This is a genomic window from Sphingobium sp. KCTC 72723 (assembly GCF_014280435.1).
In the GTDB taxonomy this organism is placed as follows: Bacteria; Pseudomonadota; Alphaproteobacteria; order Sphingomonadales; family Sphingomonadaceae; genus Sphingobium.
Window position 1 is genome coordinate 1038225 of record NZ_CP060388.1, and the last position, 24737, is coordinate 1062961.

Sequence of the window (24737 nt, forward strand, 5' to 3'; positions counted from 1 at the left end):
ACGGCACGCGCTGCGCGCGTGAATTCAGCCTCGCGGGGGACGCAGAATTGACGAAGGTGCGATAGACCGCGCCGCTTCGGCAGGTTCGCGCGCCCAGATTGCGGTGACAGGCTTCAAGAGCGCAACAATCACAGCCTGCGCAGGCACGTCGATTGTCGGGAGCACCGCATGAGCCGCCAGATGCATCAGGTCGGGTGTGTCCGGCTGCTCGGCCGGGGCGTGATCATGATGATCCCGATCGACGCTGATGACATGCGCGGCATCATGGACGTGCGGCATAGCGTCATGCCAGGTGGCAAGCGCCAGCATCCCGAACAGCGCCAGAATCGCCGAGAGCGCAAAAAGGCGCATGCGGGCACGGGCCCGCACCGAAGCGCGCAATCTGACCGACGATGCCGTCATGTCGATACGGGTATCGCGAACACGGCCGGTCCACAAGCACGCCGCAAGGCAGGGATCATGACAGTCGAGATGAAAGTCATTGGCGTGGCCAGCGCTGATGGAGATCGTCGATGACGAACGCATGCTCCCTCGCGTTGCCGTGATCACCGCGCAGATGGGGATGATCGGGCGCGAGATCCGCATGGTCATGGTTCACCGTATCTGGGTCGGCGCTGGGCCAGAGCCACAAAGCGGCCAGGGTTCCGACGGCCGCAATCGCGGCCATTGCCGCAAACGCCGCCGTCTGCCCGATACTGGCGCCCAACAGCCCCACCAGGGGATAGCAGATCAGCCAGGCGCAGTGGCTGAGCGCGAATTGCGCGGCGAACAAGGCCGGGCGGTCGTCGGCATTGGCCGACCGTCGAAGCAATCGGCCCGATGGCGTCACGCTCATCGAATAGGCGATCCCGAGTATGAACCAGCCGATCAGGACCATTCGCCAATAACCGGGCGCTGCTCCAAAGCTTGCCGTGAGCACCGCCAGAAGGGCAAGGCCGATCGTCATTGCTGCCGCAGCCCCAATCATGATCGTACGATCGGCGACCCGATCGAGGATGCGTGGCAGGGTCAGCGCGGCAAGGATCGAGCCTGCGCCAAAAGCCGCAAGGGTGAAGGCAACATCGCGCTGCGTGAGGCCGAGATTACCACGCACGATGACCACCGTGTTGACGATGACCATCGAACTAGCCGCAGCTGAAGCAAGGGTCAACGCCAGCAGCCCCCGCAGGCGCGGGGTCTTCAGATAGATGCGCGTACCCCGCGTGGTCTTGGCGTAGATGCCCCCAGTTCTTGGTTCTGATTTCGCCGCGCGCGGCAGGACCGTCGTCACGACGAGCAGCGCCGAGCACAGAAACCCGATCGCCATTCCCGAGAATAGCCAGTGGAAGTTGATGACGGTCAGCAGCCCGGCAGCGAGGATCGGGCTGGTCAGGCTTTCCATGTCATAGGCGAGCCGCGACAGCGACAGCGCGCGGGTATAGTCGCGCTCCTCTGGCAGGATATCGGGGATGGTTGCCTGGAAGGTCGGCGTGAACGCCGCGGAAGCCGATTGCAGCACGAAGATCAGGACATAGACCTGCCAGACCTGGCTCACGAACGGCAGGCAGATCGCCACGGCCATCCGCACGAGATCCATACTGACGAGAAATGCGCGACGCGGCAGGCGGTCGGCGAAGGCGCCCACCACCGGCGCGACGCCGATATAGGCCACCATCTTGATCGCGAGCGCCGTCCCGAGCACCGCGCCGGCGCTGCCGCCGGCGATGTCATAGGCAAGCAGACCGAGCGCAACCGTCGCGAGCCCCGTGCCGATGAGCGCGATGACCTGAGCCATGAACAGATGGCGATAGGTGCGGTTTGCCAGAACGGAGAGCACGTGGCGTTTGTTCCGATTGATTGCGACACCATCCCCCATGGGGGATATAGGACGCGCTTGAGCTAACCTCCCCGGGGGGATATGTAAAGGGCCTGAGTGTCCCGCTCGCTGATCTATAGGATGACCATTTGATGACCGATCACAGGCACGCCAGCCATACAGCGATTGTGAAACGGCTCAGCCGGGCTGGGGGACATTTACGCAGCATCGTCGAGATGATCGAAGCGGGTCGGCCTTGCGTGGATATCGCCCAGCAGCTTCATGCAGTCGAAAAGGCAGTGGCGAACGCGAAAAAGGCGCTGATCAACGATCATATCGATCACTGCCTGTCCCACGCAGAGGCGGACAAGAACGTAGGCTCGGCCGTCGAGGAGTTTCGGACGATCTCCAAATATCTATGACGTAAGCTGCCACGATCGTTGAGACAGCGATCGCATTGACCCTGACACCAGAAAGCCCGGCGGCGGTGATGGCGCGCCGATCGTGCCGTGCGGACGAAGGAACAAGGATCTGGTCGGCATCACGCCGGGCGATCGGGATCGCGCTGGAAGCACATCGTCAGGTGGGTCAGCGCCGCTGCGATCTCTCGCTCGATGTCCGCGACGGAGGTGCCGGTGCGTTCGGCGATTTCGGTATAGGGCAGGCCGTCAACCTGGTGCAGCTCGAAGATCGCCCGGCGGTCGGGCGGCAGTGAAGCAATCGCCAAACGATAGGCGATCGCATCAATCGCGGGAACGGACAATATCTCGGCAGGCATATGATCAGAGGTGGTTTCCAGCTCGACCGGCCCAGTATCTGGAAGGGCTCGAGCGCCAACAGACAAGACGCGGTCGGCGGACGGCTTAGGGGTAATGGCGATCCAATCGGCGAAGTCGTCCCCTTCGGCCCCGCAATCGTCGCAGGTCTCATTGTCGAAGAGCCCCGAAATCGACCAGCATTGTTCGTCTGGATCCCATCTGGCGGTGGCGTCGCGGACGATTCCATCGCTTCCGCAGTAGGGACAGACTGGCTTTTGCGCGGCCGCGGGACAAGGCGATTGAGGATCGGGATCATCCCCGTCCGTGATCGGCACGACATGGGCGTGAAGGCCTAGATCGGGAACACGCGGGTCGTGGTAGATACTGTCCTCTGCTCGGATGAGAGCAAGGCGGACGGCCTCGGCGACATCCTCAGCCTCGATATCATATTGTCCGCTGGCGAAGCATTGGTCGCGGCTCAGGAAATCGACGGCAATGCGATAGGCGCGCGTCGGCGCCACCGAATTCTCGGTCATGGCAAGTCTCCAGAATCTGGAAGCGTTGGCGCCGGACCAGATCCGGCGCCAACGCGGTCAGTTGGCGCGTTCCATCAGCTTGCGGGCCTTGCCCTCGAGATCGAGGCGGTCGTCCTGATGGGTCTTGTGTCGCGCGACGGCGGTAATGCCCTGCACAAAGTCGTAGAGTGACGCCGCGGGGTGCCCCTCCTCGTCGAGGACGGTGGCGATGACCTTTGCGGTGTCGGATTTGGAAAAGCCATAGTTGCGCAGGAAGCTCGTGCGATCCTCGTCGGTTCGCGCGACGATGCGGTCCCGCGCGGTGCGGATGCCGTTGATGAAATGTACGGCTGAGGAATCCGCGAAGTGAGTCAACGCGGGCTCGGCCTGCTGCGCGAACCGATTGGCAGCGAATTTCGAATGGCGGATATTGATCTCCTCGAAATTCTCGACGCCCCAGAGATTCCGGTTCATGCACACCGCCCGGAGATAGAAGGTTGCGATGCCGAGCGTCTTCGAGCCGACTTCCGAGTTCCAGCAATAGAAGCCGCGGAAATAGAGGTCCGGGTCACCATTGGGCAGCCGACCCGCTTCGATCGGATGGGTATCATCCACCAGAAAGAGGAAGACGTCGCGATCGGAGGCATAGAGGGTGGTCGTGTCACGGCTGACATCGACATAAGGGTTATAGCGCATCGTGCCCCAGTCGAGCACGCCCGGAACCTTCCACCGTGTATCCCCGACGCCGTCGCCCGCGAATTTCATCACCGCCGCGACCAGTTCATGATCCCAGATCCGGCCATAGTCGGGACCGGTGACCGCCCGCAGTTCGGTGCGGCCATCATGCGTCTGGAGCAGCTTCACCTGCTCGCCGCGATGGGCGATCAGACCATGCTGGAGATTGATGCCGGCGAGCGCTGCCGGCAGATCGCGCAGATAAGAGGCCGGCGCGCCGACCAGGCTGCACATCTGGCCGAACGACCAGTTGGTAGGAGCAACCGGTTCGTCGCTGCCGGGTACCAGGAGTGAGAGGCGCTCGGGATTGTCGCTGCGCGCCTCGACGCGCACGGCCCGGCTCTCGACAACCCGGGTTGTCGCCGCCTCGGCGCGGGCGCGTACGCGATCATAAAGGCTGGTGAGGGAGAGATAGCGTTCGTCCTCGGGGCGCGAAAACCATTCCGAGGAAACGCGGCTGACGTTGCGTCCGCGGCTGATATCAACCTTATAGGCCCCCGATACGGGGCGGTCGACGGTGGTGATCATGTTCATGGGGACCTCCTGATGCTGGCTGCGCGCGCGGAACGTCGTTGCCTCCGCCCGCCGCACATCCCCCAAGGCCCCCTTCCCTCCGCCGGTCCGGCGTCATTGATCGCTCGCGCAAGGCTCGCCGCTGACCACGGGCTCGGCCCGGCAATTGTCGGGTTGTGAATCGAGGTCGGTGAGGCGACGCGCGGCGGCGTCGAGGGAAGCGGGCCGAAGGGCGTAGAGCCAGGTCGGCCCAAGCTGGTTGCGCACCATTCGCAGCGATGCCGAGAAAGGCTCGAACTCGTCGCTCCCGTTCATCCATTTGAGCGAAAGGGCGCGCTTCCAATAGCGCCCATGGCGCGCCCGGAAGTCGAGCAAAGCGCGCCACATTGCGGGGGTGGGGTCATCCATCGGAGGTCTCCCGGGGTGTTGGTTGGACAGCCATAGGCCCGCTTGAGCGGGAATCCGGTCATGGCCACTAAAGCTGTTGGGCCACAAAGCGGTCGGATACGCCGCTGCAGCCCAGTTCGACCTCGAACGTCGTATCGCCGGTTTCGGCTTTCTCGCGCGCTTCTAGGAGGGTGTCCGCCTCGACTTGATACTGCATCTCGAAATTGCGGGTCTCGGTGACCGCGAACTTGAACTGGGCCATCTCATTGCCTCCTTCGGTTTTTAGCGCTGCGATGGTCATGAGCATTTGCAGCGCCTTTGACGGTTCGGGCGAAGCTACGCCTCTACGGCTCGGCGAATTTAGAGGACGCCGCCAGAAAGCGACGCCGCGAGGGCTTCGCCGGTGCTTTCAATCTCGATCCGATCGTGGAAGATCGCGCACCATCCGCCGCCGAACTCCCCGACGCGCATTCGCGAACAGGTGACGCTCCATTCGAAACCGATCGGACCGGTGAGGAGCGTAGCCGAGCAGCAGCGCTGGATCAGCTTGGCGAGTGCCTCGGGGTCGAGGGCGATTTCCGACGTGACGACGGCGGCGACCATCAAGGGATCAGCAAGGCTGCTGCCCGTCAAAACCGCGCCGAAGGATGGGAAATCGCGGTCGGAGAAGATGTCGCGAAAACCAGCCCAGCGGTCGTCCTCGGAGGCCGGAAACAGCGCCAGGAATTCAGGGCTCGGGTTCACCGTATCGGGATTGTAGCCCTCGCCAAGGCCATAGCTCGCCTGAAAGGCTTCCTCCAGCAGCGCCATCTCCGCTGGCGAGCAGGAGAAGGCAAAGCAGCCCTGGACATAGGTGTCAGCCATGATCCTGCTCCTCGTCATCGACGATGGTCAGCGGCGGCAAAGCGACATTGGCCGACTGTAGATAGGCGCCGATGGCCTCGAAGGTGCCGAGCGAACGAACCTCAGGCTCGGTGACCACGACGATGTCATTGTCGGTGACGGTATAGGAACGTGGGTCGGTTGCGCCGTCGAACACGATGCGTTCGGCTTCCCAACTCCCGGGATAGCTGCCACACCAGCGCTGGAAGGGCAGCCGATTATCGACACAGAATGTCTCCAGAGACTCAAGCCGACCCCAGGAAACTTCGTCGGCCGCAAGTTCGAGCGGGCTGAAACCAGTGATCTGGTCCATTGAGAAATATTCCCCGAGCGGATCGGTGAGGGCCTCCTCCTCGATAACGGCAATGAACGCGGCAAGTTGGGCACGCGGCAGCGAGCCGCCGATGCGGATAGTGACGGAAACACGGTCAGCCATGATGGGCCTCCTGCGATGATCGATGAAGGGAAGCCGCCTCGGGCATTCAGTCCTGCGAGGGGGCGGGGTTGTTCAGGCAGGGTCGCCGACAGCAGCGGCACCGATCAGGTATCGCAGCTTCGCCCATGCAGCGGCCTCGCCCACACGAACGCCGTGGTTGAGGCCCTGCCCGTAGAGACGGTAAGCGATCGCCACCATTTCGGGAGAGGCATCGGCGGGCACGAAGGAGAGGAAATTGCCCTCATCGTCCTGCAGTTCGAGCACGTCGCCATGATTGCCGTTCGACGGCAGGGCGACACGGGCGGCGGAATGGAGTTCGGCGAGATCGAGATTGAAGCTCTCGACGAACAGCGCGCTGATCGGATCGGGATCGGCCATGGTAGGTCTCCGGTGTGCGCCGACGACCTATTCGCCGACCACATCCGGCCCCCTCCCTTCCCTCCCATGCGGCCAATATGCGCGACCGGGCCGCAGCCCGAGACAGCTCGGCATCGGTCGCTCGTCGCAAATTGGGTGTGTCGGGCGCCTGTCAGCCCGCTTTCCAGGGAGCGGCGTTTGCGGAAATTGCCCCGAGGATATCCTCGGCGCGATTGGTCGGAACGAACAGGCGCGTCTTGTAGCTGATGATCTCGGTAAAACAGCCGAGCGACTTCAGCCACTCGCGTTTATCGGGCGGGAAGCTTTTGATCTCCAGCCGCGCCTCATCGTTGACATAGGAACGCTGAAGGCGCGCGCCCGGAAGTTCGGGGATTGCGACGCCGTCGCTGCCGCGGGCCGCTGCGACGATTTCGGTCGGCGACAGGGAGATAGCCATGGTCACGCCGAACGCCTGTGCAAGCTTCTCGAAACCAGCGGGCGAGACGATCCTGCCCAGGAGCGAATTGCCCTGTGCATCGGAGATCCGCCAGACACGGACATCGTCATCGGGCAACCGGTTCCAGACTGGCAAGAGCAGCCCCGTGGCGATGTTGATGGTCTCGACGTCGATCCGCGTGGCGATGTCCGCGCATTCCGCCTCCCAGGCAGTGCGAAAGCCGGCCATGTCGATCTCGCGCCAATGGCTCTCGACGAGCGCTGACTGACGAATGCGCTCGGAGCCGACGGGACGGATCAGCTCCCAGACCTGAATGGATTGCCCGTCATTGTCGAGGATCGACCAGGAAGGCACCCGTAGCGCGATCCGGCCCGAGCGGCCATTTTTCAGGAACGCGATGTCCTTCGTCCCGGACCATGTCTCCATGAGACGCTCAAGGGGAGTCGCGCGGCGCCGATGATGAAGCTCGATACGGCAGAGCCTGGTCTCGGCGCCGGTCACCGGATCGCGGCGAAGGATCTGCTCTTCAAGCGGCACAATCCGCTCGGCCCTGATCGTCTCGACGCCAACATCGAGGGTCCCAGCATCGCGCGCGGCATCGATGCGGGCCTGGATCAGCGCCATATACTCCTCGAAGATCGCATTTTGGGTGCCGATCCGCAGCGCCAGCAGCCGATTGAGCCAGCGTTGTATCGGGGGCAAGGTTTCGAGAAGGCCGCCGCCATTCTGATCGACGAGCTTGAGCCCTGTCATGCGCATGAAATCGTCGAGCGCGACGCTGGTAAGCTTGCCCCGATAGAGCAGATGATACCATTGGCTCAGCGCATCGCGAGCATAATCGCTTTCCAGATTGTCAGCCGGATCGAACAAATTCTGGCCCCCGGTCTGCCGCTGTCCCCGGGTGAGCGCGCCAAGACTGTCGAGGCGTCGGGCGATCGTGCTGATGAAGCGCCGTTCGCCCCGGCAGTCTGTCGTCACCGGACGGAAGATCGGCGCGCTGAGCTGGTTGGTTCGGTTGGATCGCCCCAGACCCTGGATTGCGCTGGAGGCGCGCCAACCCGGTTCGAGCAGATAATGAACGCGGCGGCGGTCGGCCGTCGGACAGTTGCGATCGGCATGATAGCTGCGCCCTGTCCCACCGGCATCCGAAAAGGCAAGGATCGCCTTGCGGCCGGACATGAAGGCGTCGGATTCGACAATATTACTGCGCGCGGTCCGGCGTTCGATCTGTTGTCGTCCGCTGCCGTCGATCACCAGGCGCCGCGTCCGGCCAGTCACCTCGGCGACTGCGTCGGTGCCGAAGTGACGGATCAGTTCGTCGAGCGCGGCGGGGATGGCCGGCATCGCACACAGGCGCTCGATCAGGTCGTCACGCGCCTGGAGGGCGACCTGACTATGGACAGGGTGGCCATCCTCGTCGACCATCAACTCCGAGCGAGGTTCGCCATCGGAGCCCTTGAAGACGCGCATCATCCGCGTGGGGAAAGCGGATTTCAGATAGTCGATCATATATTCGCGCGGGGATAGTTCGATGTCGAGCTGCGCGCGCTCGTCGGCGGAGAGGCTCGCCAAACGACGGTCCAGCATCGCCTCGGCCGTCGTGACCAGCTGGACGATGGCATGGCGCCCTTCGGCAACATCCGCCTCGATCGCACCGATGACGGTCGGCAGCTTCATGGCGATCAGCAACTGGCCGAAAAACCGCTGTTTGGCACTTTCGAACCGGGACAACGCCGAGCCCTTGGCCTGGGCATTGAGCGCCCGTCCATTCATGCCGTCGACGATGTTGGTCGCTTCGAGGACGGTGTCGAGATTCTGGTGGATCAGCGCCCAGGCGTCGGCATAGGCATCATAGACGGCAATCTGATCGCGCGTGAGCTTGTGTTCGAGCGGATCATATTCGACGCCGCAGAAGGTGAGCGCGCGTGCCGTATAGAGGCCGAGCGCCTTCAGGTCGCGCGCGACAATCTCCATGGCCGCGATCCCGCCGCTGCCGATCGCCGTCATAAATGCTTCGCGGGTGTCGAAGGCGGAGCCCTGCCCCCAAAGGCCTAGCCGGCTCGTATAGCAAAGATTGGCGGGATCGGTGGCGCCGGTAGCGCTGTTATAGAGGATACAGGCACGCGGCAGCAGGTTCTGCAGCCGCACGCCTGCCAGCCCCTGCTCGGAGCCTTTCTGGGTGCCATATTGTGTGTCGGTGCCGGCGGCGTTGGCGAGTTCATGGGCCTCGTCGATCGCAATGACCCCGTCGAAATCCTCGCCAAGCCAGGCGAGAAGCTGTTGCAGGCGGGATTGCGCGTCCTCGCGTTGGGAGCGGAGCGTCGCGAAGGTCAGGAACAGGATGCCGCTGTCCATTGTGATCGGCGTACCGAATGCGAAGGCATCAAGCGGCTGGATGTCGATCGCCATGCCCCCGAGCGCGCTCCAGTCGCGCCGTGCATCTTCGAGCAGCGCGCTGCTCTTGGAAATCCAGATCGCGCGGCGCTGGCCGCGGCACCAGCGATCAAGAATGCAGGCGGCGATTTGCTGGCCTTTCCCGACCCCGGTTCCGTCGCCGACCATGAAGCCGAGCCGATAGATGTGGCCGTCGGTGTCGGGCGTGAGGAGCGTGCCCGCCTGGTTGGGCACGAATCGGCCGGGCAGATCGCGGGCGAAGGCCTGCCCGGCATAGATCACGGTCTCAAGCTGGGCTTCCGACAGCGCAGAGACAGCGCGCGGCGGCAGCATCGGCCGATAGGATGGCAGCGGCGGCAGGATCGACGACATCGCCACGGATTCGACAAGTTGGTCAGGATGGGGATTGGCGTCGGTGAAAGCCATGCGGGCGAGCCGCCAGGGGACATAGATGCCGATCTGCTCACCGGCGGCCGGCGGCGTGGCCAGCGCTTCGTAGGCAAGAAGTTCCGGTTCACCGGCGATCATCGGCGCTGGAGGTGGCGTTATAGGCCGGAGTGGCTCAACGCGCGCGAACAGGCTGCCGGCGCGCGCCGGGGCTGCCAGTAACGGTCTGGCCGGCACGAACTGCTCGACCGCCACGGGCGGCAGTGGCGGTTCGCCGGCATCCAGGCGCGGCGGCGCGTTGAGGACGATCGGCAGCGCGCCGCGCAGATCGGAGACGACGTGACATTCGGTTTCGCCGGTCCAACCCTTGTCGAAGATCACCAGCCTGATCGAGATCGCGGTACCATGCTTGGCATAGGGCTGGCCGTTGATCGTGATCTCGAACCGCGCCGGGACAAGCGACGTGACGGCATCATAGCCCTTCGATCCCGTGCCATCGCGGGCGAAGGCCGGCGACATGATCGCGACGCAGCGTCCACCGTCGGCAAGGCGCAACAAGGCGGAACGAAGATGACGCGCGCCGGCATGACGATCCCGGCCTCGGCCCTCGCTGCGTGAGAAGGGAGGATTGATCAGCACGACGTTGGGGCGATCGGCGGGATCGAGCATGTCATGGATGAATTCGGCATCGTGCCGGCTGACCTGCTGGTCGAGGGTCAGTGCCAGAAGATCGGCGCGCAGCGGGTCGCGCTCGTTGAGGATCAGTTGGGCGCCAAGCTGCCGCGCATGAACGGCGAGCATGCCGGTGCCGGCCGACGGTTCAAGCACCGTATCAGCGTCGGTGATCCGGGCAGCATGGGCGGCGAGCCACGCCAGATGCAACGGCGTGGAGAATTGCTGCAGGTCGACCTGGCGCTCGCTGCGATAACTCTGGGTCGGCAGCAATCGGGAAACGCGGTCTCGTGCGGCGGTCGCGGCGACAGGATCGTCATAGTCGATAAGGCCAATCGCGGGATCGAGGGCGAGCAGCACCTGGGCGGCCTCGAGCGACTCATAGGCGTCACGCATCGACCAATCGCCCCAGGCGTCCGAACCGCCGAAGCGCTCGCGCATCATGGCTTTGAGCGTCTGGCGGGAGACGCTTGTCCCCTTGGCGAGACGGCCCGTGAGGAGCCTGGCGATGTCGAGGAGCGAGATTGCCTTGGCGCACGGTTCGGACACCGCGGCAGGCGCGGCGAAGAGCGGATAGGTCATGGGCGGTTCTCCAGCAAATGATCGAGAGCCCCTGGCCCTCACCCCGCCGCTTCCCCCTTCCCTCCTCGGTCCCCGACCGGCGCGCGATAGATGTCGGCCGCCCATTGCTCGATCCACGCATCGGTGATTTCGTCGTGATCGAGGTCTTAGGTCTGGTTCGGCCTGTCCGATTAGGTCCAGTTGGCTGACCTTGAAGGGTTTTCGGGCGCGCTCGCTAACCGGACGTCTGGTTAGCCCCGCGCGCGGCTATTCTTCGGACGCATTCGGCGGGGCGATCGGCAGCATAGCAACATTGCGTCGGTCCCGAAGCTCGCGGACAAGGTCGGCATTGCGCTCCTCCAACCGCTTCGCGCGGCTCTCCGCGATCAACGCGCGCCGCAAGAGAGAGGCATTCTCGGTGGCCAGCACCCGGATCCGCACCTCCGCCTCCCCCTTTCCTCCATCCAGCTTTGGAACCTCATCCTGACCCGAAGCCGGAGATCGTTCAGCCTGAAGGGCACGGAGATCTTCAAGCACAGCGCGATGATTGGTGTAGAGCGCATTGCGTCCGATGCCGGCGTGCCGGGCCAGCGCCGCAACGGAGATTTCGGATTCAGGATCGGCGCGCAACACGGCGAGAGCTTCCCGCAGGCGGGTAGCGACCCGCTCGCGGCGACGCCCTTGGGGCGTATCAGCCGAGGTTGCCATCGGCGGGCTGCAAATCGAGATCGTCGATCACGCGGCGGCTCTCCTCGACCCGCGTGATCGCCAGATTTCGGCTTTCAGGGTCAAGGTCGGTTCTTTCCAGGAGAGCCAGGTTTCGTTTCAGGCGGGCTTCCCAGACCGGCTTGTGACGTTCGCTCACCGCGAAGTTCGCGCAAGTGACGCATGTGCCCTGCGTGCGGAGAACGGGATTGGGCTCTTTGTCGGACCCGAGGCAGGCAGACGTCTCCCGACGGTAGAGACAGTAGCCCCAGTCGCAGACGCCGAGCCTGATGTCGGTATCGGCCAACAGGCGGGTGATGTAGGCATCGAGGTCGCCATCGTGCGTGCGACCGCGGAACGGCGATCGCGCCGCAAGATCGCGCCCCGCCTTGCCGCCCAGGCGAGGCGCGACCAGCAACTCTTCGAGCGCGGCGCGGGTTTCTCGTGCCGCCTGGGCGTCGACCAGTTCAACCAGCTCGAAGTCCGTGCCGACATAGGCGCGGTCGGTCATGGCGCGGGTCACATGCCCGAGATGCTTGGCCAATGCCGCGAGACCGGTCCTGTCGCGCCGGCCCACGAACCGCGCGAAGGTCTTGCGGCCCTGGTGGGTGGCAAGCCTCCAGCTTTCACCGTTGATTTCGGGAAGGCGAAGCGCGGCCCCAATGCCGTCATTCAGGCGTATATTCATAGCCGAACTGGTGAGCGGCTCGATCGGCAATGCCGAGGTTCGGATCGCGCTCCCCGGGCGGACCTGGAGCAGCCAGAGATATTGTCGGCCGTCGATCGCTCGCCATGGTGCCGATAGGCGCTCAAGAACTTCGATGGCGCGAACGGCGGGTTCGGGGGCGATCCAGCGATGCGGCACTCCGTCTCCTGGAGCGTCCTTTCGGATCGTGCCGGTCAGATAGGCGAACATCTTCTGCTGCTCGCCCTGCACCCGCTCGATGCAACCGGCTTCCAGCGATAGGATTTCCGAAGCGCGCGGCCCAACGAGATAGGCGAGGACAATGAAGCAAGCCTCGTAGAGACGGGCCACCATGCCATTGAAGGTGAGCATCGGCTGGACCGTCAGCGGCTGAGCCTGCCCAGGAACAAACTCGATCGGTGGAGCAGCGTGCAGGTATCGGCGTATGCGCCTGGAACGCCCCGGTTTTGCATGCCCTTTTGCGGAAGCCGCATCGTGCAGCGCCTGTATGTCGTCACGCATATGAAGGATGGTATCGGCTGGCTCGCCGATGAGATGGAGCGCTCCCGCAACGAGCGGCATTGCGATTTCATCAGGCGTATAGGGCCACCGCTCGACCGGGCGCCAACGGCCCAGCTCATTGAGCGCAGGCGGCGCGGATTTCGGGGTGTCGGGAAGCTTCTCACGCTGTTGGTAAAACGCCCGCAGCAGCGTGCGGTAGTTGCTCGCGGTCGATAGCGCCATCGTGCCATTGTCTCTCGGGCGCTGGGCGAGATCATCGAATAGATGCCGGATGGCCTCGTCATCCAGTTCCGACCATCGAGCCAGGCCGCGGCCCGCCATCCATTCCAGCACGACCCGCTGGAGCGTTCCCTGCGTTCCAAGCGAACGTAACGAGAGCGCGGATCGACCGGGAGGTGGATCGCTGTGCAACGACCAGAGCAGATGCTTGCTCGCCTCGCGCAGCGTCCGCCAATGCGGCTCGTTGAACCGGCTTCCGTCGGGCAGTGTGAACCCCCAGTCGACGCGGAAGGTGGTGTCCCGCTGACCCACGACGCCTGTCGCCATCTGCCAATGGTCGTCGCCGAACATCGAGTGCGGAGAGACGCGCAGCGAGGCCTGCGGCAAGGCGAGGAGCGGAACGCTCATTCCAGTTCCGGGAGATCGGGGAGCATCGCGGCCCGTTGTTCTGCCTCCTCCCTCAAGTCGGGCGGGAACGCCGGAAGAAGATCATGTTCGAGCACCTGCAAGCTGGGCGCATAGAACAACGCCCAGCGAGCCGGATCGATCTGATCGCGGGCGTCGAGAAGATGCCGGCGAGCTTGCAGCACGCGCGCGAACCGCTCGACATCAAGCGGAACGATCAGCCCCGGACAGGCAAGGCAACCTCGCAGTCTCGGACAGAGATGCGGATTTCCGTCAGCGCCCTGTTCGACAGGCGCCAGACAACGATGCCCGAACAATGCCGTTACCGGGCCGTGGCGGGCGGGCTCCTTCCGGTCGGGTCCGCAGACCCAGGCTACCATGAGCTTCTGAAGGCGCGCGATCGTCTCCTGCTCGAGCTTCCGTGCGGCCGGTCCCTCGACGTAGCGATCGGTCGTGACGAGGCTGGCGTGATTGAGAACCGTCCCTGCCGCGCGCAGGTCGCCGCCAGAAGCCAGATAATGCTCCGTGGCGACGCTGCCGCGTAGTTGCGAGGCCGTGAACTTGGGCACCAGTGGTTTCGGTTGCTCCGGATGTGCGGTGTTCCAGCGTTCGATCCGCCTGTTGGTGCGGCCGATGAAGCGATTGATGAACCCGGGGATGCTGTCGGGCGCGATCAGGCCGGCAGGATAGTCGTGCCTGCGATAATAGGCCCGCGACAGATAGCGGATCAGGAACAGACATTCCCGTTCTTCAGGCGGAGCATGCTCGATCAGCGGCTCGGTCATCGCCAGCAGCATTTCGATCAGACGCGGTGCGGATCGCATTTTACGGCGGTCGAAGGACCGACGCTGCATTTTCGGAGTTCGACCGCCCCGCTGCTTGAGCCATTCCACCATGACCCGATGATCATCGAGTGGATGGGGCACGAGGCAGTCGCGGCGGATCGCCCGAAGAGGCTGGGGATTGGCGGCAAGCTGGATCGCCAGCGCGACAAAGAACGGCCCCATCGTGTGCGAGGTCAGGTGATAATGCTGAGCGATCGCCTCCTGACGTCCATGATGCTCGAGCGAGTTCGGGTTGATCCCGGCAGCGCGGATTGCCTCGCCGCTCGGAGCGATGCCGCCGCCGATCCGGTGGAGTTTCCACACCCAGCGCGCGAGCGCCTCTCTCGGACCAGTTCCCTCCGGGGGTTGGGGAGAGGCGATGATCTTCTGGCCGCGCTGGAACCGCGCCCATGCGATGTCGATCTCTTCATAGGCGGCCGCGAGGATCGTTTTCATTTCCGCTGCCGTGAGCCGGGCTTTGGGTTCTGGCGCCCACCCCGTGCTGGGGAACGGGCTGTAGGGGATGGCGAGCGCGCTCCCGAACAGATCCGGATCGGTCTGCTCGATGCGCTCGAGCAATGGTTTCAGGCTGGCGAAGCGTTGAGCCATCGTGGCTCGGCTGAGCTGGCGGCCTTCTATCGAGGGTGCCAGCGCATCAATGTAGCGCCGGATCGTGCCGGCGTTCACATCAGCAGCACAGCTTACGCCTTCTGTGCGTAGGAAGCGACCGAAGCGCCGGATCACTCTCCAGCGTCCGCGTCGTGTGGAGATCGAAGATCCGGCATCATGAACCCTGAACGCCTCGACAAAGGCGCAGGTGAGGTCATGTGGCATGTCGAGGGCGACCGGATCGAACGTCTGCACGACCTGTCCCCATTCATCACGAAAGGAGAAGCGTCGATCATCTGGCGCTTGCGCGGTCGATGCTCGATCGATCGCGATACGGCGGTCGATCCGTCCCTCAGCCAGCATCGTTGATCGCTTCGCCGTAGAGCCAGGCAAGGCTCTCGTTGATATCGGGTTCGTACAGCTCGACGCAGCGCAGGTAGATGGCGGTCGTCGCGATCGAGGCATGGCCCAACAGAACCTGGACGATCTTCAGCGGATTCAGCGCCGGATTGGCACGAGCCTGGATCTGAAGCCGCGTGAGCATCACCATCGCGAAGGTGTGACGGAGCCAATGCAGCGTGCCGGGCAACCCAGCGGCCGCGAACGCCTCGGACAGAAGCGCCGTCAGGCGTTTGCGCGTCATCGCACGGCCATGTTCATTCAGGAGAAGATTGGGCGGCGCCCTGTAGCGGGGATCGGCATTGCGCGCGCGCCGCACGATCCGGGCCCGGTCCTCTCCGATATACCAGTGCGTGCGATCAAGCAGGCGAACCGGCGGATAGACCGTTCGCGGCCGGTCGCCCTTGGTGATGCTGAGCGGCACGCCTACAAGCGGCGTCTCTTCCGGGTGAAGCGACCAGCTATCCGGTATCTGATCGACCGCCAGAGCACATAGTTCCTTGCGTCGAAGGCCTGCGCACAGCGCCCACTCCCCTGCAAGGCGCGCGGTCGGCGCAAGCTGCGCGAACAGCCTTGCCAGCTCATCGGGGCGCATTGGTCGTGGCAGTTGCTCCGGGACCGAGACCGTGAGGCTCCCGGTCGAACGGCGTCTGATCTGTGGCCCAACACGCGGTCCCCTGCCCTGCCGTGTCTGCAACGGTCGCGGGAACGCACGATGCCGGATGAAGTCGTGATCGAGGGCCCAGGAATAGAAGCGATAGACGGTGGCAACCCGGGCATTGATGGTGGAGCGGGCAAACGGCCGCCCGGTATGCTGGCTCGGCCCTTCGAGCATTCGGGATCGATAAGCTGCGAGTATATGCTCGTCAGCGACATCCCATTTGATGTTGGACTGCTCGAGCGCATCGAACCACTCATACAGGTGCTCGCCATAGGTCCGTACCGTCTCCGAGGCCTGGGAGTGGCCATGAACCTCGGCATGTTCGAGCAGATAGGCAAAGGCCGGCTCGATGATGGCCATGTTCGCGTCGAACAGGATGGGGAACCCGGCGGGAATGCCGGGCTCACCTGGAACGGCACGGATGATCGTCACCATGGATCACACCTCCGCCTCACGCACGCGGGATCAGGGCGGTTATTCTAGCATCATCCCGGCCTTTCCAGTTCGGACAGTCGGCTGAGCGAGCACTTTTTGGGCCGGGCGACACGACGCCTGTTCCAATTCATCCATATATCCACTATCTCGGATATATGGATACTGATTCGGCTATCACGGCCCTGGCCGCTCTCGCGCAGGGCACACGCCTTGACGCATTTCGGTTGCTGGTGCGCCACGAGCCCGAAGGATTGCCCGCCGGCGAGATCGCAAAAGCGCTCGACGTTCCTCAGAACACGATGTCCGCGCACCTCGCCGCGTTGACGCGCGCGGGCCTGCTGAAGTCCGAGCGGCAAAGCCGGTCGATCATCTACTGCGCCGACCTCGATGCGCTGCGCGCGCTGACCCTCTTTCTGGTGAAGGACTGCTGCGCCGGAAAACCGGAACTGTGTGCACCGCTCGTCGCCGAACTCGTCCCCTGCTGCTGACGGAGACTGCCATGTCCACCGATCGCGTGTTCAACGTCCTGTTCCTCTGCACCGGCAATTCGGCACGCTCGATCCTCGCCGAGAGCGCCATGAACAAGCTCGGCCAAGGTCGCTTCCATGCCTTCTCGGCCGGGAGCTATCCCAAGGGCGCGGTTAACCCCGACGCGCTCGCACTGCTGGAACGGCTCGACTATCCGACCGAGGGCCTGCGCTCGAAAAGCTGGGAGGAGTTTTCCCGGCCCGGTGCGCCGGTCATGGATTTCGTGTTCACCGTCTGCGACGACGCAGCCGGTGAAGTCTGCCCGGTATGGCCCGGCCATCCAATGACGGCCCATTGGGGCATCGAAGATCCAAGCCATGTCCAGGGCGGTGACATAGAGCGCGAACGCGCTTTCGTGATGGCGCTGAACTATCTGGAAAACCGTATCCGGCTGTTCATCTCGCTGCCGATCGACAAGCTCGAAGCCACGGCGCTGACCGCCAAGCTGCGCGAGATCGGCCATACCGAAGGCTCGACCACTCGCCGGGGAGATGCGGCGTGACCGACATCATCGTCTATCACAACCCGGAGTGCGGCACGTCGCGCAACGTGGTGGGCCTGATCCGCAATGCCGGGATCGAGCCGCATGTCATCGAATATCTGAAGACCCCACCGTCGCGGCCATTGCTGGTCCAGCTCATCGCGCGCGCCGGGATCACGCCGCGCGAGCTGCTGCGCGAGAAGGGCACGCCCTATGCCGAACTAGGCCTGGGCGATCCCTCGCTGTCAGATGAAGCCCTGATCGACGCAATGATGGCACACCCGATCCTCATCAACCGGCCGCTGGTCGTCTCGCCGCTCGGCGTGAAACTGTGTCGCCCTTCGGAGGCGGTACTGGACCTGCTACCCGCACCGCAACAGGGCGCATTCGCCAAGGAGGACGGCCAACAGGTCGTCGATGCGGCCGGCGCGCGGGTGATCTGAGGCATGGCGACCGTTCTCGACGCCACGCCGGCTCGTCCCGGCATCTCCTTCTTCGAGCGCTATCTGACCCTGTGGGTGGCGCTCTGCATCGTTGCTGGGATCGCGCTCGGCCATATGTTGCCCGGCCTGTTCGGCGCGATTGCCTCCGCCGAGGTGGCGCGGGTCAATCTCGTCGTCGCGGTGCTGATCTGGCTGATGATCGTGCCGATGCTGCTCAAGATCGACTTCGGCGCGCTGGGATCGGTGCGCCAGCATTGGAAGGGCGTCGGTGTCACGCTGTTCATCAATTGGGCGGTCAAGCCTTTCTCGATGGCGCTGCTCGGCACGCTGTTCCTGGGCTGGATGTTCGCGCCGTTGCTGCCGGCGGGCGAAGCGCCGTCCTATATCGCCGGGCTGATCCTGCTGGCGGCTGCGCCCTGCACGGCAATGGTGTTCGTGTGGTCGAACCTCTGCGACGGCGAACCCAATTACACGTTGAGCCAGGTGGCGCTGAACGACCTCATCATGGTGTTCGCCTTCGCACCGCTGGTCGGGCTGCTGCTCGGCGTCGCCTCGGTGACGGTGCCGTGGGATACGCTGTTGCTCTCGGTCGGCCTCTACATTGTCGTGCCGGTGATCGTCGCGCAGCTCGTCCGTCGCGCCGTGCTGGCATCAGGCGGACAGGCCGCGCTTGACCGGCTGCTGGCCCGGCTCGGGCCGGTGTCGCTCACCGCCCTGCTGGCGACGCTGATGTTGCTGTTCGGCTTCCAGGGCGAGGCAATCGTCGCGCAGCCCTTTGTGATCGCGCTCATCGCCGTGCCGATTCTGGTACAGGTCTATTTCAATGCCGGGCTGGCCTATTGGCTGAGCCGCCGTTTTGGCGTCGCATGGTGCGTGGCGGCGCCCGCCGCGCTGATCGGCGCGTCCAATTTCTTCGAGCTGGCGGTGGCCGCCGCAATAAGCCTGTTCGGCCTCAAGTCCGGCGCCGCGCTCGCCACGGTGGTTGGCGTGCTGGTCGAGGTGCCGGTGATGCTGTCGGTCGTGGCGATCGTGAAGCGGACACGCGGCTGGTATGAGAAGGGAGCCGCTGCTTGACCCGTATCAGCGAGTTGACCGACCCGGATCATCTGCCGGCGCTCGATCTCCGCTATGTCCATGAGCGGCCCGCGTTCGGGCTTGGTGCGGGCGATCCACCGCCGCGTATCCTGCTGCTCTATGGTTCATTGCGCGAACGGTCCTTCTCGCGTTTCGCAGTCGAGGAGGCGGCACGGTTGCTCCAGTTCTTCGGGGCGGAGACGCGCATCTTCGATCCGACCGACCTGCCGTTGCCCGATCAGGTGAAGGGCGACGATCATCCCGCCGTCCATGAACTGCGCGACCATGCCATGTGGTCGGAGGGCATGGTGTGGTGCAGCCCGGAGCGTCACGGCCAGATCACCGGTATCATGAAAGCGCAGATCGACCATCTGCCGCTGGAGATGAAGGGGATGCGCCCGACCCAGGGCCGCACGCTGGCGGTGATGCAGGTGTCGGGCGGATCGCAGTCGTTCAACGCGGTCAACACGCTCCGGCTGCTCGGCCGCTGGATGCGGATGTTCACCATCCCCAACCAGTCAAGCGTGGCGATGGCCTACAAGGAGTTCGACGAAGCCGGTCGCATGAAGCCCTCCAGTTACTATGACCGCATCGTCGATGTGATGGAGGAGCTGGTGCGCTTTACCGTGCTCACCCGTGGGCACGCCGTGCAGCTCGTCGACCGCTATTCGGAGCGGAAGGCGGAGGCGGCAAAGCAGGATGCCGCCCCCGATCTGGCATCGCAGTCGATCGCTTAAGTCGAGCGCCTCGCCAAGCGAGGGATCAGGCCGACCACCGCCAGCTCTTTGGGTTAGCGCGGCGGTCGGCCTGATCCCTCTCCGCATCCGTTCCTAATGAGACAGATCAGAGGACCGGACCTAAGAGGTCTCCGCTTTCGATCAGGTCGCGAATCTCCGCTCGGGCGTGCCGAATGGCCGCCTCCCAAGCGTTCGCGGGAAAGCTCGAACAGGATCTGACAGCTTGATGTCGAAGGCGACGGGGAGGTTCGGTGAGGCGGACGAGCTGCTGATGCGTCCATCGTTCCATATGCTCGGCGACCAGCGCGTCCGACTTGGACACCCGGCGCCGATAGGCATCCCGGCGTGCGGCGATGCCATAGGCCTGGCTGTCGATCGACGCGATCCGCCCGGAAAATGGGGCAAGATAAGGCAGTGCCGACCCTTTGACGCCGAAAGCGTGAAGGGTGACACCGGCTGGCAGAATGCGGTCGAGATGCTCGATGACGGCAATGAGGCCTTCAGGTCCGGCGATCTCGCGGCGGCACATGCTACCCACACCGATGACCGTTCCCGGCTGAACCGACAGCCAAAGCGCGTCGATACAGCGCTCATAATCGCTCGGGCGCCGTCCTTGGATCACAGGCATCAGGCGATCGAGTAACCCCAAATCGGCGGCACGCTCGCGGCAGTCCCGGTTAGCGCGGATCGTCCGCGAGATGCGGTCGAGAACTTCCTCGCGATCGGCGGCGACTTCCGTTTCGGTGCAATAATCGAGACTCGCAATGCGCCGGAACGGAAAGGCACTGGCGAGATGAAAATAGTCGTCCACGCTCCAGGGGAAGCCGCGGTAGCGGGCCATTGCCACGAATCCGGCGCTGTCGAGGTCGAGCGCGGCAAGGCCATAAGCATTGGCGAGTTGCCCGAGCCGCCATCCGGTCCATTCGCGCCGGCCGCGCCGGTTGGACCAGGAAGATAGGGCATTGGCGGATATCAGCATGGGCTGCTGCAGGCGTCGCGCCCGGGCGAGGATGGGACCCTCGTTCAGATGGGGCAGGCCGATGACGATCTCTATCGACATGGCGACACGGAAAAATCGGGGCCACAGCCTATGCCGCGACCCCGATTCCCTCGTTTCGATCAGGCCGCCTCGGGCAGTATGACCGGTTTGTCGTCCTGCATCTGCTCGGCGTCGTTGAGGTCCTGATCGTTCGCCACCTTCGGCGCATCTCCGAACAGGGTCTCGTCGGCCTCCGCATCCTCCGTGGCGAACCGCATCGGTCCGGGAAGCCAGGCGATCGCCCGCTCCTTGACCTCCGCCTCGGCGATGATCTGGCCGGCGAACAACTTTTCGGACGATGCGGCCAGATCGAACTTGCGCGATGCCGCGTAGCGGCTCTTCAGCTCGTTGCCGCCAATGGCCTCGAACAGCTTCAGGATCGCAGGCCTGGTGATGCGATCGAAGAAGTTGCGCGCGGTCGGACGCCACCAGGCCGCGACATCGATGCGAAGCTTGGCCCCCAGATGATTGAGGAAGCTGCCGCCGGTCATACCGTCGGGAACGGCATGGAGCGTCCGGGCAACCGCCCAACCGAGCCAGGCCGCGCGGGCGCCGTCATCGAGCGCGCAGAAGGCATCATAGCGCTCATGGATCTCCTTGTGGTTGATCCAGCTCCGATCGAGCGCCTCGTCGAGTTTCGCCCAGGCCTGTGCGGCCGGAGTGTCGCTCGTAAAGCCGGAGACGCGCGGGCTCGGCGACCTTGCCCGAAGTTCGCTAGGCATCCCGTAATAGCCCGCGCGGCAGGCATCATCGACCATGATGAAGGTGCCGAGATCAAGGGCGAAGTGCGGGTCATTGGCAATATGAAGCGCGAGCAGCTCGGTTTTCATCATCGCCAGTTCGTCCTTGAGCTTCTGGCTGTAGCTCTCGGTCGCAGGCGCCTCTGCGTCCTCCCCATCATGCTCGGCCGGATCCTCGTCATCACCGATGTCTTCGTCTTCGTCCTCCTCGTCGGGGTCTTCCGAAACCGCGACATAGAGCTGCTCGTAGATGCAGGGCTGGCCGTCCTTGCCGATCATGACATAGGCGATCGCCGAGGCTTTCTGCGTTTCCGTGATGACCTCCTGCGTATCGATGATCGCGCCGATCTCTTCCTCGAGCGCCTCGACCCGATCGGACTGTTCCTCGGTATAACCGTCGGCTTCCTCGGCTTGTCTTTCGATTTCGGCGATCTCCGTTTCGATCTCCGCCTTGCGAACCTCGGCCTCGGGTGCGAGCGGGACAGGCTCGCCGACGAGACGTGCGAGCTGGAAGGTCTCCGAATAGGGAATGGTCGTTGCCTCAATCGTGCGGACTTCGGCAAACCCTTCACGGTCGCGGATCGCTTCCGCTGCCGTCGCGAGCGCCTCGGCGGCGAGACGGTCGACCAAGGCGCCGTCGCGCCAGATTTCTGTGATGGTGTTGGAGAAGAGATCGCTGTCGATGTGACCGCCCGCCGCGACATAGGCGTCGCGGCCGACGAGCAATGCCTTGGGATCACCGCCAGTGTACGAGCCGCTGGCGAGATGCCGCCGGATCTCGTTCACATTATGTCGGTGATAGCTGGTTGCCATCTGCTCGAACACCTTCGCCTGCCGCTCGGTGTCGGAGGTGCTGGCATAGGCCGTGGCGACTTCCAGCGTGATCTCGCTTGTGCGCAGCGCCTCGAAGACCGGTTCCGCCAAGCCTGCAAGGCGCAGCCTGCCGAGTACGAAACGCTCGGTTTTGCCGAAGCGCTTGGCAACGTCGACGGGCGTCTTCTTTTCGCGCTCGATGATAGCCTGGAAGCCCCGGCACTCGTCAGCCGGATTCATGGCGAGATTGAAGTAGTTTTCGGCCATGCTCATCTCGATGGCGTCGCGGGCATTCTTCACCGGAAGGACCGGGACCATGAAATCCTCGCCGAAAATGCCCTTGGCGATGAGGCTGTGAATACGGTCGAGCCGGCGACCGCCACCGAAGATGCTGTAATGGCCCTTCTTGCGCGGCACGGCGACGCCGATCAGGTTCTGAAGGACGATGCCGCTCTCGCCGATATTGGCTTCCAGTTCGGCATCGGCATCCGCATCGCTTTGGGTGCGGACATTGTGAGGCGATTTGGTGCAGTCCAGGGCCCGCACGTAGATGATGTTCGGGTTCGTCATGGGGTTCACTCCAATGGCGGAGCCACCTGACCATCAGGCCGCTAACCGCACCCGATCACCCACCTCCTTCCCCTCCCGCAGCAGCACGCGGTTCCAATCGTTCAACCGATACCAGGGCCAATGGGTCACGATCTCGCGACCGGCGCGCGCATAGGCGAGCTGGGCCTGTCGCTCGGCCAGGCGGCCGGCGAGATCATTGTCGGGCAGGAGAATGAGGCGCTCGACGAAATCGGGGACCGCGATACGGGCCAGTCGTTCACTGCCAAGAGCCGCCCAGACCGGGATACCCAGCAGAAGCGCCGCGGATTCCGCGGTCTCGATCCCCTCAGCGATGCCGAGGCAATTGCCCGGCCGGTATAACTGAACGGCGCCTGCAAGCGGTCGCCCCAATGTCAGCTTGGGCTTGGGAAGATCAGCTGCAAGTCCGGCATTCGCGCGATCGAGAAAGTTTCGCTGGACCGCCACGATCCGCGATTGCTCGCGGACGGCCGCTATCAGCGCTGGCCGAAAGCGAACGGCGCGCCCTCGTCCGAGTGGCGTGCGCGGATGGAAACGCAACGCCGGTGACAGATGCACGATGCCCCGAGCCGCAAGATAGGCGGCTGCAGGCGTCCCGGCGATGGGTTCGGCCTGGCTCCAGATCGCGCGAGCACGCTCGGCCATATCTATGTCGTAATGCGACGAGGCGAGCGGTCCCAAATTATCCTCCACGGGAACATCCAGCTTCATTCGCCGGACCGCTCGAATGATGTCGACGCCCGAGCAACCGGCGAAGCATTTGAACAACAGGCTCCGATCGCCAATGCGTACCGACAGACTGGGCGTCCGATCGGCATGGGCAGGGCAGCAGCACATCCCGCCATTGGGACGCCAGACGCCGCCAAGCCTCTTGACGAGTTCGGACGCCGCGGCCTCGAGTTCAAGATTACGTGCTGAAGTCGACATGGGGCTGGGTCCACTGAGCTAGAGACTGACCAACAGCCCGATCCCCCTTCCCTTCTGCGGTCTCGCTTACATTCCTGCAGCGCGACACGACGGCCGTTAGACCGCCGCGCGCAATTCGATCCGAAATGGTGATTATGGCGAAAAGCTGCAATTTCTGCGCAAAATGTTACAAGAAGCCCGTCACCAAAGGGAGATGCTCAGCCTCTCAACTTTGGAGCGAGCAGATGGTGGACCAGTTTAACTTCAAGAAGATGATCAACGGCTTTCTCAGCGTGCAGATGGAGGATCAGTTACATCTCCATTTGGAACAATGTGCCTTTGATCTTGGATTTCGACAGTTCGCCATGGGGCATCATGTCGACCTCTCAGGGCCTCCACAGGACGCCATTCGTATCACCAACTATCATCCCGCATGGATCGAACGATCGCTCGGCGAAGGTTATTTCGTCTACGATCCCGTCCATTTGGCGAGCACCCGGACCGCGATGGGCTTTCTCTGGTCCGATGTGCCGACGATGATCCGGCTCACCCAGAAGCAGAAGATCATCCTCGATGCAGCCCGCCCCTATGGTCTCAGCGAAGGCTATACAATTCCTGTGCATGTTCCTGGAGAGTATCGCGGCACCTGTTCCTTCGGCGGGGACTCGCTGGAACGGCTTCGCCCCAACGCACTGCCGATCGCCAACATGATCGGGACTTATGCGTTCGAAGCGGCGCGCCGCATCATGCGAACGCGCCGCGGGATTCCCGAGGGTCTGGACGCGCTGCCCCAGTTGACCGAACGCCAGCGCGACTCGCTCGTTCTGGTCGCACGCGGAAAAGGAGATCCGGAAATCGGTGTTCTCCTCGGAATCTCGGCGGCGACCGCGCATGAACATGTCGAGAATGTCCGCCGCGCCTATGGCAACGCGCAACGCCCGCTCCTGATCGCGCGGGCGTTGTTCGATGGTCAGATCTCCTTTTCGGAAGTGTTTGGACGCTGACAACCCCCTGATCAGCGGGTCGCAACCGGGGCGTCTTTGGTTGAGCTGTTCTTCCGCTAACCAGCGGGAGA

General features: G+C 63.7%; 24 protein-coding genes. 7 read left to right on the forward strand and 17 right to left on the reverse strand.

Annotated elements, in window-relative coordinates; genetic code table 11:
* Positions 1 to 24: 24 nt before the first annotated feature.
* Complete coding sequence (locus SPBM01_RS05155; protein WP_188064309.1) at positions 25 to 525, reverse strand: hypothetical protein; 501 nt, start codon at positions 523 to 525, stop codon at positions 25 to 27.
* The gene (locus tag SPBM01_RS05160; protein ID WP_188065562.1) at positions 479 to 1816 is read right to left on the reverse strand and encodes an MFS transporter; all 1338 of its coding nucleotides are present in this window, start codon (positions 1814 to 1816) and stop codon (positions 479 to 481) included. Before SPBM01_RS05160 ends, SPBM01_RS05155 begins: the two co-directional genes overlap by 47 nt.
* A gap of 131 nt (positions 1817 to 1947) precedes the next feature.
* Here SPBM01_RS05160 and SPBM01_RS05165 point away from each other — a divergent pair, with 131 nt between their 5' ends.
* Positions 1948 to 2217, forward strand: coding sequence for a metal-sensing transcriptional repressor (locus SPBM01_RS05165; protein WP_188064310.1), 270 nt, complete (start codon positions 1948 to 1950; stop codon positions 2215 to 2217).
* A gap of 119 nt (positions 2218 to 2336) precedes the next feature.
* Here SPBM01_RS05165 and SPBM01_RS05170 read toward each other — a convergent pair whose 3' ends face one another.
* The 12 genes from SPBM01_RS05170 to SPBM01_RS05225 form a co-directional block, all read right to left on the reverse strand.
* Complete coding sequence (locus tag SPBM01_RS05170) at positions 2337 to 3089, reverse strand: sigma factor-like helix-turn-helix DNA-binding protein (RefSeq protein ID WP_188064311.1); 753 nt, start codon at positions 3087 to 3089, stop codon at positions 2337 to 2339.
* A gap of 57 nt (positions 3090 to 3146) precedes the next feature.
* On the reverse strand, positions 3147 to 4337 hold the full coding sequence (locus SPBM01_RS05175; RefSeq protein WP_188064312.1) for a DUF932 domain-containing protein: 1191 nt from the start codon (positions 4335 to 4337) through the stop codon (positions 3147 to 3149).
* Positions 4338 to 4430: 93 nt separating this feature from the next.
* Positions 4431 to 4724 (reverse strand): hypothetical protein, encoded by a 294-nt coding sequence (locus SPBM01_RS05180; RefSeq protein ID WP_188064313.1) that lies wholly within the window; start codon positions 4722 to 4724, stop codon positions 4431 to 4433.
* Positions 4725 to 4791: 67 nt separating this feature from the next.
* The gene (locus tag SPBM01_RS05185) at positions 4792 to 5010 is read right to left on the reverse strand and encodes a hypothetical protein (RefSeq protein ID WP_188064314.1); all 219 of its coding nucleotides are present in this window, start codon (positions 5008 to 5010) and stop codon (positions 4792 to 4794) included.
* A 53-nt stretch (positions 5011 to 5063) separates the two neighbouring features.
* The gene (locus tag SPBM01_RS05190) at positions 5064 to 5567 is read right to left on the reverse strand and encodes a hypothetical protein (RefSeq protein ID WP_188064315.1); all 504 of its coding nucleotides are present in this window, start codon (positions 5565 to 5567) and stop codon (positions 5064 to 5066) included.
* Entirely contained in the window at positions 5560 to 6021 is a 462-nt protein-coding gene (locus SPBM01_RS05195; protein ID WP_188064316.1) for a hypothetical protein, read from the reverse strand. The genes SPBM01_RS05190 and SPBM01_RS05195 overlap by 8 nt, the downstream gene beginning before the upstream one ends.
* Positions 6022 to 6093: 72 nt before the next feature.
* Positions 6094 to 6399 (reverse strand): hypothetical protein, encoded by a 306-nt coding sequence (locus tag SPBM01_RS05200; protein ID WP_188064317.1) that lies wholly within the window; start codon positions 6397 to 6399, stop codon positions 6094 to 6096.
* 151 nt (positions 6400 to 6550) lie between these two features.
* Positions 6551 to 10870 carry a strawberry notch-like NTP hydrolase domain-containing protein gene (locus tag SPBM01_RS05205; RefSeq protein WP_262504330.1) on the reverse strand — a complete coding sequence of 1440 codons (4320 nt, stop codon included), beginning with the start codon at positions 10868 to 10870 and terminating at the stop codon, positions 6551 to 6553.
* Positions 10871 to 11116: 246 nt separating this feature from the next.
* Entirely contained in the window at positions 11117 to 11482 is a 366-nt protein-coding gene (locus SPBM01_RS05210; protein WP_232333044.1) for a hypothetical protein, read from the reverse strand.
* 58 nt (positions 11483 to 11540) lie between these two features.
* Positions 11541 to 13388: an integrase gene (locus SPBM01_RS05215; protein WP_245897014.1), complete on the reverse strand. Its 1848-nt coding sequence runs from the start codon at positions 13386 to 13388 to the stop codon at positions 11541 to 11543.
* Positions 13385 to 15181: a site-specific integrase gene (locus SPBM01_RS05220; RefSeq protein ID WP_126014903.1), complete on the reverse strand. Its 1797-nt coding sequence runs from the start codon at positions 15179 to 15181 to the stop codon at positions 13385 to 13387. The genes SPBM01_RS05215 and SPBM01_RS05220 overlap by 4 nt, the downstream gene beginning before the upstream one ends.
* Entirely contained in the window at positions 15171 to 16313 is a 1143-nt protein-coding gene (locus SPBM01_RS05225; protein WP_047100428.1) for a tyrosine-type recombinase/integrase, read from the reverse strand. The genes SPBM01_RS05220 and SPBM01_RS05225 overlap by 11 nt, the downstream gene beginning before the upstream one ends.
* A gap of 155 nt (positions 16314 to 16468) precedes the next feature.
* Between SPBM01_RS05225 and SPBM01_RS05230 the strand changes: the two genes are divergently transcribed.
* The 5 genes from SPBM01_RS05230 to arsH are packed head-to-tail and all read left to right on the forward strand — an operon-like array spanning position 16469 to position 19576.
* Complete coding sequence (locus SPBM01_RS05230; protein ID WP_047100427.1) at positions 16469 to 16801, forward strand: ArsR/SmtB family transcription factor; 333 nt, start codon at positions 16469 to 16471, stop codon at positions 16799 to 16801.
* A gap of 11 nt (positions 16802 to 16812) precedes the next feature.
* A complete protein-coding gene (locus SPBM01_RS05235; RefSeq protein ID WP_107394420.1) occupies positions 16813 to 17343 on the forward strand; it encodes an arsenate reductase ArsC in 531 nt (176 codons plus the stop codon).
* On the forward strand, positions 17340 to 17765 hold the full coding sequence (gene arsC, locus SPBM01_RS05240) for an arsenate reductase (glutaredoxin) (RefSeq protein WP_047100425.1): 426 nt from the start codon (positions 17340 to 17342) through the stop codon (positions 17763 to 17765). Before SPBM01_RS05235 ends, arsC begins: the two co-directional genes overlap by 4 nt.
* Before the next feature lie 3 nt (positions 17766 to 17768).
* Positions 17769 to 18839 (forward strand): ACR3 family arsenite efflux transporter, encoded by a 1071-nt coding sequence (gene arsB / locus SPBM01_RS05245; protein ID WP_047100424.1) that lies wholly within the window; start codon positions 17769 to 17771, stop codon positions 18837 to 18839.
* The gene (gene arsH, locus SPBM01_RS05250) at positions 18836 to 19576 is read left to right on the forward strand and encodes an arsenical resistance protein ArsH (RefSeq protein ID WP_047100423.1); all 741 of its coding nucleotides are present in this window, start codon (positions 18836 to 18838) and stop codon (positions 19574 to 19576) included. The genes arsB and arsH overlap by 4 nt, the downstream gene beginning before the upstream one ends.
* Before the next feature lie 106 nt (positions 19577 to 19682).
* On the opposite strand, the gene SPBM01_RS05255 is transcribed toward arsH, so the two are convergent.
* From SPBM01_RS05255 to SPBM01_RS05265, 3 genes are read right to left on the reverse strand one after another with little or no spacing between them, the layout of a single operon-like run.
* Positions 19683 to 20636 carry a hypothetical protein gene (locus SPBM01_RS05255; protein WP_188064318.1) on the reverse strand — a complete coding sequence of 318 codons (954 nt, stop codon included), beginning with the start codon at positions 20634 to 20636 and terminating at the stop codon, positions 19683 to 19685.
* Positions 20637 to 20695: 59 nt separating this feature from the next.
* The gene (locus SPBM01_RS05260; protein ID WP_188064319.1) at positions 20696 to 22738 is read right to left on the reverse strand and encodes a ParB/RepB/Spo0J family partition protein; all 2043 of its coding nucleotides are present in this window, start codon (positions 22736 to 22738) and stop codon (positions 20696 to 20698) included.
* Positions 22739 to 22771: 33 nt separating this feature from the next.
* A complete protein-coding gene (locus SPBM01_RS05265) occupies positions 22772 to 23683 on the reverse strand; it encodes a toprim domain-containing protein (RefSeq protein WP_188064320.1) in 912 nt (303 codons plus the stop codon).
* Positions 23684 to 23907: 224 nt separating this feature from the next.
* On the opposite strand from SPBM01_RS05265, the gene SPBM01_RS05270 reads away from it, so the two are divergent.
* Positions 23908 to 24666 carry a helix-turn-helix transcriptional regulator gene (locus tag SPBM01_RS05270; RefSeq protein ID WP_188064321.1) on the forward strand — a complete coding sequence of 253 codons (759 nt, stop codon included), beginning with the start codon at positions 23908 to 23910 and terminating at the stop codon, positions 24664 to 24666.
* Positions 24667 to 24737: the final 71 nt, after the last annotated feature.